General features: G+C 67.4%; 5 protein-coding genes and 3 tRNA genes. 3 read left to right on the forward strand and 5 right to left on the reverse strand.

Going from position 1 to position 12984, the window contains the following annotated elements:
- Window positions 1-41: 41 nt before the first annotated feature.
- Entirely contained in the window at window positions 42-8636 is an 8595-nt protein-coding gene (locus AB5J54_RS13140; protein ID WP_369149316.1) for a DNRLRE domain-containing protein, read from the reverse strand.
- Between the two features lie 409 nt (window positions 8637-9045).
- Here AB5J54_RS13140 and AB5J54_RS13145 point away from each other — a divergent pair, with 409 nt between their 5' ends.
- Window positions 9046-9489 (forward strand): MmpS family transport accessory protein, encoded by a 444-nt coding sequence (locus AB5J54_RS13145; protein WP_369144107.1) that lies wholly within the window; start codon window positions 9046-9048, stop codon window positions 9487-9489.
- A 287-nt stretch (window positions 9490-9776) separates the two neighbouring features.
- Here AB5J54_RS13145 and AB5J54_RS13150 read toward each other — a convergent pair whose 3' ends face one another.
- From AB5J54_RS13150 to AB5J54_RS13165, 4 genes are all read right to left on the reverse strand, one after another.
- Window positions 9777-10310 carry a hypothetical protein gene (locus AB5J54_RS13150; protein ID WP_369144108.1) on the reverse strand — a complete coding sequence of 178 codons (534 nt, stop codon included), beginning with the start codon at window positions 10308-10310 and terminating at the stop codon, window positions 9777-9779.
- A gap of 281 nt (window positions 10311-10591) precedes the next feature.
- A tRNA-Ile gene (locus AB5J54_RS13155) sits at window positions 10592-10665 on the reverse strand.
- Window positions 10666-10831: 166 nt separating this feature from the next.
- Window positions 10832-10904, reverse strand: a tRNA-Asn gene (locus AB5J54_RS13160).
- Between the two features lie 5 nt (window positions 10905-10909).
- Window positions 10910-10982 (reverse strand) — tRNA-Asn (locus tag AB5J54_RS13165).
- 136 nt (window positions 10983-11118) lie between these two features.
- Here AB5J54_RS13165 and AB5J54_RS13170 point away from each other — a divergent pair.
- Together AB5J54_RS13170 and AB5J54_RS13175 are read left to right on the forward strand one after the other, a co-directional pair.
- Window positions 11119-11418, forward strand: coding sequence for a YtxH domain-containing protein (locus AB5J54_RS13170; RefSeq protein WP_369144109.1), 300 nt, complete (start codon window positions 11119-11121; stop codon window positions 11416-11418).
- Between the two features lie 30 nt (window positions 11419-11448).
- Complete coding sequence (locus tag AB5J54_RS13175; protein ID WP_369144110.1) at window positions 11449-12888, forward strand: FGGY family carbohydrate kinase; 1440 nt, start codon at window positions 11449-11451, stop codon at window positions 12886-12888.
- Window positions 12889-12984: the final 96 nt, after the last annotated feature.

Consider the following 12984-nt stretch of genomic DNA (forward strand, 5'->3'; position numbering starts at 1 on the left):
CCGGCCGGTCCACCAGCGGGAACGAGTGCGTCGGTCTGCCGTCAGAAGAGGCTGCCCAGGAAACTTGTCACGGTGTCCAGGAAGCTACTCGAATCCCCCGACGACGAGGACGAGGACGAGGACTGCGACGGGGCCTTGGGATCGGCGAGGTCGATCGTCTCCGTCCAGTAGATGTTCTGCTCCTTCGAGCTGAACCGCCCCGATTCGTAGTGATTGAGGAGGGGCTCGGCGATGTGCTCACCCCACCACTTGCTGTACCCGCCGAGCTCCGGAGCGATATGCGTCCCGGAGTCCATGTCACTGGTGTTCCTCACATGGAATTGAACGGTCGCCGTACCCGCCTCCTTGTCGATCGACTGGACCGTGTAGTCCATGGTGTAGGAACCGAGGAACGCCGCGGACAGGTTGGACGTGAAGTCCAGGACGAGGGTCTTGGAGTTCAGCGAGTGATTCAGACCGAGGTTGTCCGTGATCCCCGTGTCCTTGTGGTACTCCTGGGCGACCTTCGCCCCGATGTTGTAGTTGCCGATATTGATGTTGTCGGCCGCGATCTCCCGCACGCGCTGGACGTGGTAGTGGTCCATGAGCGACTGCGTGACGGCGTCGTTTCCGCCGAAGGTTCGGTTCTTGGGCCCGGTGCCGGCGACCCACTCGAATCCCAGGTCCACGGCATTGGGGTTGTCGGGCGTTCCGAAGCAGCTGGGGCAGTGCTCCCGAAGGACCGGCTCCGCGGCGAGCACGGGGGCGGCGAGCGAGTCGAAGGTGGTCTCGACGGCGCCGACGTAGGCGGAGGCGAAGTTGTCGTCCCAGGGGCAGAAGTTGTTCCCCTCGCACCAGTCGGCCCAGTGACCGTCGATCTCGACGCCGCTGATCGGGTTGCCGCCGGTGAAGGCGTAACGGTTCCCCGTGAAGGGATCCGAGCCGAGCCGCATGTCGGAGAGGGCGCCGTTGTACATGTCCCGGCTGGTGAAGCGGTTCAGGCCGGGGCTGTAGTCACGGAAGCCCATGTCGTACGTGCCGCTGGCGGCGTCCCAGCGCTTGCCGTTGAAGCGGTAGGGGTTGTACGCCTCCTTGTCGGGCTGCGCCGTGTCGGGCTTGTCGATGCCGGTGAACTCGGCGTCGTTGTTGGTGCCGTAGGCGGTGTAGCCGTAGGTGGACTTGGTGTCACCGGTGGTGTCGGTGAGGGTCTCGACGTCGGTGTGGCCGTTGTAGCCGTAGACGCCGAGCTCCTCGGAGCCGTCGGTGTTCTTCTTCAGCTGCGTGAGGCGCTCGCCCCACGGGCTGTACTGGTAGGACTTGGTGACCGCGCCGGCAACCGCCTCGTTCAGCACCTCGCTGGAGGTACCGAGGTAGTTGAAGTCGGTGGTCTTGCCGGCCTCCGTCTTGGACGCCGTGCGGTCCAGCGGGTCGAAGACGTAGGTGGTCGTCTTCGTCGTGACCCCGTCGGTCTGCAGCTTGGCGTTCTTGACCACGTGGTCGAAGCCGTCGTAGTCCCGGTCCTCGACCACCTTGCCGCCGGCGACGACCGTGTCCAGTCGGCCGTACGGGTCGTAGTTGTAGTTGTTGGTCGCGGCGCCGATGCTGGAGCTCAGGAGCCGGTTCCGGTCGTAGCTGTAGTTGGTCGTGACGTTCTTGATCGTCTGGGTGACGACGTTGGCGTTGTTGTCGTGGACGTAGGTCTCGGTGCCCGCGCCGGTACCCGTCTTCACGGACTGGGCGAGCCGGTCGACCGGGTCGTACGTGTAGTCCGTGGTGGAGTTCAGGTACGCGCCGTGGTTGTCGGCGTTCATCTTGGACGCGACGTCCTGCGCCTGGTTGCCGTTGGCGTCGTAGGCGTAGGTGTGCGAGGAGACCAGGGTGGCGTTGGGCTTCTTCTCGGTCTGGGTCTTCAGCGCCGCGTTCAGGTAGTACGTGTAGTCGACCGTGTTGCCGTTGGCCTTGGTCTCCTTCAGCCGCAGGCCGCGGTCGGTGTAGGTGTAGTCGGTGACCTTCGGCGAGGCGTCCGAGACGGACTTGCCGACCTTCACCGTCTTGACCAGCTCACGCGCGTCGTAGAAGTACTGCGCGTACTGATCCGGGTGGCTCGTCGTCGCCTTCTGGCCGTTGGCGTCGTAGGTGAACGACGTGGCCTTCTTCTCGACGCCGGACAGGGACTCGCTGACCTTCTGGACCTGGTTGAGGCCGGTGTAGGTCATCGAGTACGTGTCGATCTTGGCACCCGAGGAGGTGTCGGTGATCGACGTGAGGTTGCCGTTGAGGTCGTACGAGTAGGTGAAGTTCTTCTTCTCGTTGTCCGTCTCGGTGACCGTACGGACGATCTTCACCGCGTCGGCGACGACCTTGCCGGAGGTGTCGGTCCCCAGGGTGATCTTGGACGCGATCCCCTGCTTGAAGGTGAACGAGCCCAGCGAGACCCAGGTGCCGCCGCCGGTGGTCTGGTTGACCGTCTTGACGGTGGTGCCGGCGTCGTGGGTGACGGTGTACTTCGCCGCCGTGGAGGCGCCCGAGGTCGTCGGGTACTTCGCGTAGGCGGTGTAGCTGCCGTCCTGCGGGACGTTCAGCGTCCAGGTGAACGTGTCCGTCGACGTGCCCGCCGCGTGGGTGCGGTGGTCGTAGCCCTGCTGGCCGGTGGCCGAGGCCGTGGCCCAGGTACCGGTCGCAGCCGTGGTCTGGGTGTCGGAGTTGTCCGCCACCACCACGTGGGCACCGACCGGGATGCCGTCGTCGGAACGGGACTGGATGCTGCCGTCGGGGTAGTACGCCCAGCCCTGGGTCCGCGAGCTGGAACCGCCGGCGGAGGTGAGGGTGCGCGAGACCTGCTGGCCCATCGTGTTGTAGCCGTAGGAGGTGACGATGTCCCACGGGTCGGTGGACGTCTTGGCCCAGCCGTTGTCGAAGTAGGTGTAGTCGGTGTCGTTGCGGACCGTCTGCCCCGCCGACGGCGGCGCGGAGACCCGCGCGACGCGGCCGACCACGTCGTAGGTCGTCTGGGTGTAGACGTTGGGGTCGTTGTAGCGCGAGTCCGCCGGGTCGTACGGCTGGTACTTCTTGACCGGACGGTTGAGCTTGTCGTACTCGGTGCGGGTGGTGAAGTCGTCCACGGCCGCGGTGGCGGTGCCACGCGGGGTGATCACCTTGGTGGGGTTGCCCATCTGGTCGTACTCGTACTTCGTGGTGCGAACCACGCCACTCGAGTACGGGACCCGCTGCTCGATCGTCTTGCCACGCTGGTCGTAGACGACCTCGCTGGTGTTGCCCTCCTTGTCGGTGCTCCTGACCAGCAGCGAGTCCTTGTCGTACTCGCTCGTGGTGAACTTGCCCGCCGCGTCGGTGACCTTGGTGACGCGGTGGTTGAGGTCGAAGGAGCTCTTGCTGGTGTAGTCGGTGGTGTCGGCGGTCGCGTTCTTCTTCGGGTCGATGACCGTGACCGCGTTGCCGACGTTGTCGTACTCGTAGGAGACCTTGTCGCCCTGGGCGTTCACCACCGCCATGAGCTGGTAGATCTCGTCGTAGGTGTTGGTGGTGACGTAGTCGTCCGGGACGGAGGTCGTCGCCACGCCCTTGGGCTCGGTCGTGGTCTTGAGGTTGCCGACCTTGTCGTAGGTGTAGCGCGTCGTGCGACCGCTCAGGTTGTTGTCCGGGCCGGTCGACTCGGTCACCTGGTCCGCGGAGTCGTAGACCGCGGTGGTCACCACGCCGTCCGGGGCGGTGCTGGTGGTGACGTTGTCGTTGGCGTCGTACACCGGGGCCGGGGTGGTGAGGAACAGTCCCTGCGCCTGGTCCTTGGGCACCTTGTTGACCAGCGGACGCTTGTAGACGTCGTAGGTCTGGGTGGTGGTGGTGCCCAGCGTGTCGGTCACCGAGGTGACCTGGCCGCGCTCGTCGTAGACGAACGAGGTGGCGTGGTTCTCCGCGTCGGTGATCGTCTTGGGGTAGCCCATGACGTCGAAGGTGGAGTTGACCGTCGAGTTGCCGTTGGCGTCGGTGGCCTTGGTCAGCTGACCGTACGCGTCGTACTCGTACTTCGTGGTGTAGTCGTCCGGCACCGAGGTGGTGGCGGCGCCCATCGGGTCGGTGACCGTCTTCAGGTTGCCGAAGGCGTCATAGCCGAACTGCCACTTGCGGCCCTCGGGGGACGTCTTGGTGGCCAGATCGGCCGAGAAGCCGTCCGCACGGGTCACGTACGTGTAGACCGTCCCCGCCGTGCCGTTCTTGTTGGCCTCCGCGTCCTTCTTCGTCAGCGGGTTGCCCGTCTTCGGGTCGTACGTCCAGGTGGTCTGGGCGCCGTTCGCCTCCTTCTGGAGGATGACGTTGTTGTCCGCGTCCCAGGACATGTCCATGGACTGGGACTTGGCGTTGGTGGCCTTCACCTGGCGGCCGAAGTCGTCGAGGACGTAGTCCGTGGAGTGCGACTCGGAGTCCGTGACCTTGGTGTCGGTGAAGTTGGGGTTCCCCGTGTCCGCCTTGTAGGCGAACGTGGTGTTGTTGTTCAGGCGGTCCGTGATGGTCTTGGTCCACCAGTGGTACTTCGGGTCGTCGCCGGTCTGCGGGGCGTAGTAGTCCAGCTTGGTGGCGTTGCCCCGGGGGTCGGTGGCCGCCACCATCTTGACGTTCTTGTTGCCCTGCGTGGCGTCGTAGGTGAACTTGAACACCTTCGGCTGCGAGGAGCCGACGCCGTCGGTGAACTGGCCGAGCAGACCCTTGTCCGTGTACCAGAAGTTGATCTTACGACCGGAGATGTCGGTGACCGACTTGACGTGGTCGTAGATCTTGGAGTTGGTCAGGTTCGAACCCGTGGCGATGGTGCCGGTGTCCGAGACGTACTCGTAGGAGTTGTCGCCCTTCTTGAAGTAGTCCACCGTCAGCGTCTGCCGCGACGCGGGGTCGGTGATGTACTTCAGGAACTTGGTGGGCTTGTTGTTGGACTTCCGCTCCTCGTAGGTGAACAGCATGGTGTTGCCGTTCTTGTCCACCGTGGAGGTCAGGTAGCCGTCGCAGCCGAAGAGGAACCGGCTCCCGTCGGGACGGATCGCCGTCCAGGCGTCGGGGATCGGGTCCTTCAGCGGGGTGCAGTCCAGACCGGGCTTGGCGGACAGCTTGTAGTGGACACCGGCCGGTGCCTTCCACGAGCTGGTGGCCGAGTCCCAGCGGAACACGTGCGTGGTGCCGTCACCGTCCGGGAGACGGATCTCCGTCGGGTTCGGGTTCGGGTGGAAGTCCAGCGGCGAGCCGAGCCGGATCGGGCCCGAGGCCTGCATGGACCAGCCGTAGCCGGAGACCGTGTCGGAGGTGTCCAGGCTGTTGTAGGCCATCCGGAAGAACGTGTTCAGACCCCGGCCGGGGTTGTTGATCGCGTTGTACGACCACACGACGTTGCCGGAGGCCATGTTGTTCATCATGCTGGCGCCGGCACCGGTGTTCTTGCCGGTGTACCCGTAGAACTTCTCCAGGCCGAGGCTGTTGGAGGTGGGGTCCTCGACCGCGACGTTCTGGGTGAGGCCGGGGATGCCGGAGGTGCCGGAGGTCCAGGTGCCGGTCGTCTTGTTGTAGACGTCCCAGGTCAGGACGTAGTCCGTGCGCTTGTTGCCGTTGTCCGAGTTGATCGGCGTCTTGATCTGCGCCTGCAGGCTGACCGAGCCGCCCGGGGCGACGTTCGACGGCAGCGCCGTCTGGACCTGGTTGCCGCCGGTGGTGACGTCGCTGCCGTCGGGCAGGGCCCACTTGTAGGTCAGGACGTTGTCCGCCGAGGTCCAGGTGGACGCGGTCGTGTTGGTGAGGTTGAAGTCGACCGTGTAGTCGCTGTTCGGCGTCATACGCGCCGGGGTCTGCGGCGCGTAGTACGTCGAGTCCGTGGTGGAGTCGATGTACGTGACCACGATCCGGGGCGCGAGCCGCGGCTCGGTGCCCTCGGACGACAGGAACAGGGTGCGCTCCTGGGAGGCGGCCTCGTCGGCCATCTTCAGGACGACGCCCTTCTGGGAGGCCGGGGTGGTCACCCAGGACTGGGCGAGGGAGGTGACGTTCCAGTCGTGACGGGCGGGGTCGTTGGTCATGGCCCCGGTGTCGGCGGTGACGGCGCCGAAGTCGCCGCCCGCGGTCGTCCAGTTCGTCGCCGCGTCGGCCTTGGCCCAGGTGGCGGTGGCCTCGTCGAAGTCACGCGTCAGCGGGCGCAGCTCGTAGAGGGCGCCGGTGGTGTCCTGGGCGGTCTGGGTGGACCACAGGCGCACGTTGGCGTCCAGGACCCGGGCGGTGGTGGGGATGCCCAGGGCCGGGAACTTCAGCAGTGCGCGGGTGTCGCCGTAGGTGGCGGAGTTGTTGCCGACGGACAGCCAGTTCTTCGGGCCGGAGTCGTCGATGGTGTCGTGCGCGAGGGTGGACTGCGTCGAGGACAGGGTGGTGTCCTGCGAAGCGGCGTACACCTTCGTCGTGCGGCCGGCCTTCGGCAGACGCACCAGCTGGGTGGGCGCGGCGACGACCTGTCCGTCCTTCGTCTTGACCGCGACCATGTAGTAGTAGGCGCGGCCGTAGGGGTCGGGGTCGTCGGCCTTCGTCGGCGTCGCGGAGGTGTCGGTGTACGACGTGGTTCCGGGCGTGACGGGTGCCACGAGGGTGGCGGCCGAGGGGGTGAAGGTCTGGCTGACCGAGCGGTGGACCTGGTACTCGACGATGTCGTCGCCGGTTGCGACGGGGTCCTTGTCCTGGTACGCGGACCAGTTCAGCTCGGCACCGGTGTCGTGGATGGTGGTCGGGGCGGCAAGGTCGACGCCCTGACGGCCGAAGGTGAGGACGAGACGGGGGTAGTTGGCGGTCTCGCCGCCGTACCCGAACTCCGAGCCCTCGTAGCGCGGACCGCCCTTGGGGCCGTTCGCGGACTCGTCACCGGCCTTGATCACGAAACCGTTGTTGACGTTCGTACCGTCGATCCACGACTGGACAGTCTTGGTGACGGGGAAGGTGTGCCAGGTGTTCAGCTCACCGGGCTGCTTGGTGACCACACCACCCTTCGTGAACCGCACCGCATCGGCAATGACGGACGTGGTGGTCGATGCCGGACCGTCACCGAGAACGATCTTGCCGAGGGTGCCCGCCTTGAACGGGTGCGAGCCGAGGGTCTTCCAGACGCCGGCGGTGCCGGCCTGCTGGTTGACGGTGTAGGCCTTCGTGCCGCCGTCATAGGTGACGGTGAACGGCGCATTGGTGGCACGGTCCGAGGCCGGGACGTTGTGCGTCTCGACCTGATAGGTGCCGTCCTCGGGAAGACTCGGCTGCCAGGTGTACGTGTCACCCGCGACCGAATCCTTGTTGTACATGTACGTCTGATTCACCGCGTACTGCGTGTACGCCGTGTTCCCCGACGCCGGCCACGAACCCACCGCCGCCGTACGACCAGCCTCACCGTTGTCCACGACCACGGCCGTCCCGGACAACTCACCGGTGATCGCGTTCGCGTTGCTCCACGTCGCACCCGACTCGGTCCACGCCTGCGTCGCCCGGTGCGCCTCCAGCTGCACCTCGGTGTCACCCGTGGTGTGCGTCTGGTCGAAGTACATCCGCAGATCGGCCGAGTCCAGCTTGGTGCCGGCCGGGATGCTGCTGACCGGGAAACGGATCAGCGCACGCGAAGAACCCGTGGAGGTGTTACCGACCGACAGACGCCAGTTGTCGTCATAGTTCGTCGTCGCACCGTCCGACGAGATCATCACATCCTGCGCCGTCGACGGCGTCGGAGCGATCGAGATCGTCGGATCGATGGTCACCGGGTACTGCCGCTCGGGCGCGGCCAGCCACGATGCGTCGGGCGTGACCGTGAGGTCCCAGCCCTTGCCGGCCCGCGTCAGCTTCTGCGTCACGTTCCCGCTGTACGCGGAGCCGTACGGCGAGGAGGCGTTCTTCTTCGCGTCCGTCATGAACGCGGCCGGGATGACCAGGACCGGGTCCGCGCCCTCACCGAAGAAGGAGACCGAGCCGTCCTTGTTCTGCTTCGGCGTCAGGCCACCGGTGTTCAGGGTGAAGGTGAAGGACACCGGACCGGACGGCTTCGCGTCCAGGACGATGTTCTCCTTCACCCGGCCCGGACCGACCACGTACGACAGATCCGCACCGGACACCGCGTCCTTGTACGTGACCGTGTCGCCCTTGGCCACCGGCGCGAGCTTCCCCGCACCCTTCAGACCCAGCGTCACCGCGTGACCGTCGGCCTGGAAACGCAGCAGCCGCTCCGCGTCCGAACCGAACCAACTTCCCGCCGCGTTCGTCGTGTTGGAGAATGCAAAGCCCTGGGCGTTGGACGGGACGACCGTCGGGTCGATGTCCTGCCAGGACTTCCCCGCCCGGTAACCGGTCGGGACCGCCGACACCTCGGCCTGCACCCGGCCGTCGGACAGCTGCCAGTAGCGGGCGTTCGCCGTCCGCTTCCCGGTCAGCTCCGCGACCCGCTTCGGCTTCGCGGCGGCCTTGCCCTTCGGCAGCTTCTCCCGGCTCGGCAGCACCGAGGCCCCACCGGTCGCGGACGCCTCGGACCCGGATCCGTCCTGGTTCTCGTCGTCCGAGAACCAGCCCGCGATCGTGTCGGAGACGCTCTTGTCGTCACCAGTCGCCGGCGGCAGCGGAGCCCCATAGGCGACCTGCGGCAACATCGTGCCGGCTACCGCCGACACGACAAGACAGGAGAGATATCTCCTGTACGGAACTTTCACCTCGAATGCCTTTCGGTATCGGCATACCCGTGTCGCTGCACGCGAAATGGGCATGCCGAAGGAGCGGGTGCGGAGGTTTCCGCCCAGCTTGGAGCAATGCGGAGTGATCGCGCGGAAGAGGGGAACCACGAGTTCACGGGCATTGCAGCGGGATTTCTAGCCACTCCTTCGAGGCCCGGTCAACCCCCGAGACATAAAGGGACAATCGGCTGGCAGAAGGGGGTGTGGTTCGCCCGATTCTTCCGCTCGCTCGCACGCGGCCGGTGGCGTGGTGTATAACCACCCGGTTCATCAGCCACCCACTGAAAGCCGGGCTCTCATGTCGTCGAATGAACTCGCTGAAAACGCCGTGCGAGAGGAGAACGAACACGAGAGCACGGGGGGCTCCCCGGTCCGGCGGGGGCTGCTGATCGCCGGCGTCGCCCTGCTGGCCTGCCTCGGGCTCGTCGCCTACGGCACCCTCGGCACCGACGACCGGCCGAAGCCGAGCGCCGCGCCGACCGCCGAGGTGACGTACGAGGTCACGGGCACGGGGACGGCCGAGATCTCGTACCTGGCCCGCGGCGAGGACGGTGCGACCGTGGTCGAGAAGGACGTCGAACTTCCCTGGACCAAGTCGGTCCAGGCGCCGGTCGGCAAGGCACCGGCCGTCGCCATCGTCCTGGACGGCAAGGGCGGGCAGGCGTCGTGCACGCTGACCATCCGCAAGAAGCACATCCAGCGCGCCACGGCGATGGGCGCATTCGGACGCGCCACCTGCACGGGAGAGGCTCAAGCGGCCCAGCAGGGCTGATTCTCGGCGAATCGCCGGATTGTCGGCGTCGATTTCTCGGGGATATCGGCTTATTCGGGCTTGTGTCGACCGAAGCTCATTTCCTGGCTTTGTTGTCGTACTCGGACGACAGCAGCCCGACCCCGAACTTCCACCCGACGTGGTGGAAGGCGCCCCTCGTCTCGACCCTGCCGGGACTTCCACTTCTGGTCGGGGAGTTCACCCTCTTCTGGACCGAGGGCCATACCGGCGGCTTCGAGACCATGCTCGCGGTCCTGATGGGCCTGGCCATGGCCTCGGGCCGACGCCTACCGCCGGGGCGGGCCCACGACGAGCGACTCCAGGGCTTCGGCGGACTCAGGGGCGAGGCGGTAGATCCCGTGCACGCTCGCGGCGTGCCTCAGCTCACCGTCGACGACGTGCTTGATCCGGCGTTCGCTCCGCCGTGACCGGTACGTGAGCGTGGAGAGGACGTCGCCGGGGACCGCTGTGCCGAAGTCCAGCGGCGTCCCGGGCGGGCCGACCAGGACCTCGCTGACGCAGCCCGCCTTGAGCGGCTTCCAGTGGACCAGCCGGAGGTAGTCCTCCATCTCCAGGTGGTCGCCGACGGTCTCGTACTCCAGCAGGCGGGCGACCTCCATGGACCCGAGCACCCACATCCGCCGACGGAAGACGCGTACGGGGTAGACGCGGTCCCCCGGCCGGACGCCGGCGCGCACGAAGCTCGGCAGCGACTGATGCCTGCCGCCGAACAGCACACTCAGTCGCCGGCCCTCGAAGCCGCCCTTGACGAGCTCCTTGCACAGGTCGTTGGTCCACAGGGTGGTGTACGCGTCCGCCATGGCCGGACCGTATCGGGCACGACTGACAGCGACGACCGGTCTCGTCCTGACCGACCCGGCGCCGAGAAAGGCGCGGACATTCGGTGTGGTGTGCGGCGTGTCACACGCGGGAGCCGCGGGATGCGCGTGGGACCATCGACGTGGCTCTACACAGACGCTCCATCAAGAACCCCGGCCGAGAAGGCACAGGCCCGGCGAGACGGGCCGAAGGCGCCTGTCCCGCCACGCGCGAAAACACCCCTCAAGGGGGCGTTTTCGCAGGTCAGAACGTTTTTCTTCGGTGGGGCGGGTGGGACTCGAACCCACGGCCGACGGATTATGAGTCCGCTGCTCTAACCGGCTGAGCTACCGCCCCGTACGGTGAGGCGCGTACATGTGTGCGCGCCGTCTGCCGCAGCATAGCCGCTCATACGATCTCCTGCTCCGGATGATCGGCTCTGCTCGACCATGAAGACCGCAGCGCGCCCCACATGGTTCCCGTAGACGCGAAAAAGGACCCCGAAGGGTCCTCTTCCGTCTCGCTCCCCCGACTGGACTCGAACCAGTAACCCTCCGGTTAACAGCCGAATGCTCTGCCAATTGAGCTACAGGGGATCGCGCTCCCCCGACTGGACTCGAACCAGTAACCTGCCGGTTAACAGCCGGCTGCTCTGCCAATTGAGCTACAGGGGATTGCTGCGTTGCACCGATCGGATCCACCTCGGGCCTTCCCGGGCGGCGCTCGCTCGCTGCGAGACATACATTAGCGCAAGCAGGGGGGTGCTCCGCCAATCGGTTCCCCCAGGGCCTCCAGGGAAGGATCGCAGCCGTGCGGTACAAGCTGACGTTCGTCGTGGGACTCGCCCTCGGTTACGTGGTCGGCACGCGGGCGGGACGCGAGCGATACGAACAGATGAAGAAGTCCGCGAAGGACTTCGCGCAGAACCCGGCCGTGCGGAACGCCACCGAGTCCGCCGCCCAGACCGGGCGCCAGGCCGCGGGCAAGGCCCTGCACGTCGTCGGGGAGAAGCTCCCGCACTCCGTGACCGACCGGGTCCACGCGCTGCGCGAGCGCGGCCGGGGCAACGGCAAGGTCGATGACGAGAACTGGGGCACCAGCAACACCTGAACCCCCTCGAGTGCGGCAGAATCATCTGTCATGGGGATAGTCGCCGGACTGGACAGCTCTGCGGAGTTCACACGCATCGTCGTCTGTGACACGGACACGGGTGCCGTACTGCGGCAGGGGTACGCCGCGCATCCTGGCGAACCCAAGGCCGTCGACGTCGATCCGCAGACCTGGCTGCTCTCGCTCGGGGAGGCCGCGACCGGCGGGCTCCTGGAAGGCGTGGAGGCCATCGGCGTCTCCGCGCAGCAGCACGGGCTCGTGCCGCTCGACGCGCAGGGCGGCCTGGTGCGGCCCGCGCTCGTCCGCAACGACAAGCGGGCGCAGGTCGCCGCCGCCGACCTCGTCGAGTCCCTGGGCGGGCGGCAGGCCTGGGCCGAGGCCGTCGGCAGCGTGCCCGGGGCCGGACAGGCGGTCGCCAAGCTGCGCTGGCTGGCCCGTACGGAGCCCGAGAACGCCCAGCGCGTCGCCATGGTCCTCCAGCCGCACGACTGGCTCGTCTGGCAGCTGCTGGGCCGGCCCGCCCGCCGCACCACCGACCGCGGCGCCGCCTCCGGCACCGGCTACTGGTCCGTGCGGACCGGGACCTACCGGCCCGATCTGGTCGACCTGGCGCTCGGCCACCAGGCCGTGCTGCCCGAGGTCCTCGGGCCCTCCGACGCCGCCGGCATCACCCCCGAGGGCCTCCTCGTCTCCGCCGGCACCGGCGAGACGATGGCCGCCGCGCTCGGCCTGGGCCTCGGCCCCGGCGACGCGGTGGTCTCGCTCGGCGCCTCCGGCTCCGTGATGGCCGTCCACCACGAGGCCCTCGTCGACCCGACCGGCATGATCACCTCCTTCGCCGACGCCACCGGCATGTACCTGCCGGTGGTCTCCACCTCCAATGCCGTTCGGGCGCTGCGCGGGACCGCCGAGATGCTCGGTGCGGAGTCCCTGGAGGAGCTGTCGGCCCTTGCGCTGAAGTCGACGCCCGGTGCCTCCGGGCTCGTTCTGCTGCCCTATCTGGAGGGCGAGCGGACCCCCAGCCTCCCGCACACCGCCGGCACGCTCAGCGGGCTGCGGCGCGAGTCGATGAAGCCCGAGCACCTGGCGCGGGCGGCGTTCGAGGGGATGCTCTGCGGGCTCACCGACGCCATGGACGTGCTGCGCGGGCGGGGCGTGGAGGTGCGGCGGGTCTTCCTGCTCGGCGCGGCCGCCGCCCTGCCGGCCGTGCAGGCCCTCGCGCCGGCGATCTTCGGCGCCCAGGTCGTCGTTCCCCAGCCGGCCGACTACGCGGCGCTCGGAGCGGCCCGGCAGGCCGCCTGGGCGCTCGGGGTCGCGCGGGGCACGCTCTCCCCGTCCGCTCCCCCGGCCTGGCAGGGCGCGGTCGCGCAGATCCTGGAGCCCGGCGAGGAACGGGCGGTCGGACAGGCCGTGCGGCAGCAGTACGTGGCGACGCGGGACCAGATCCACCCGGGCGCGTTCGGCGGCTGAGGTTCGTACAGGGGTTCGTAAAGTCTTGACCAGGGCTCCGCCCGTGCCCCGAAACCGAGTCGTAACGCTCCCGGGGTGCGGGCGATAGTAGGAGCC

Source organism: Streptomyces sp. R44 (genome assembly GCF_041053105.1).
Classification (GTDB): Bacteria; Actinomycetota; Actinomycetes; order Streptomycetales; family Streptomycetaceae; genus Streptomyces.

Coding starts and splice junctions, on each gene's coding strand:
- AB5J54_RS13140 (WP_369149316.1), bottom strand. CDS start 8,636: ATGTTGCCGCAGGTCGCCTATGGGGCTCCGCTGCCGCCGGCGACTGGT.
- AB5J54_RS13150 (WP_369144108.1), bottom strand. CDS start 10,310: ATGGCGGACGCGTACACCACCCTGTGGACCAACGACCTGTGCAAGGAG.
- AB5J54_RS13175 (WP_369144110.1), top strand. CDS start 11,449: ATGGGGATAGTCGCCGGACTGGACAGCTCTGCGGAGTTCACACGCATC.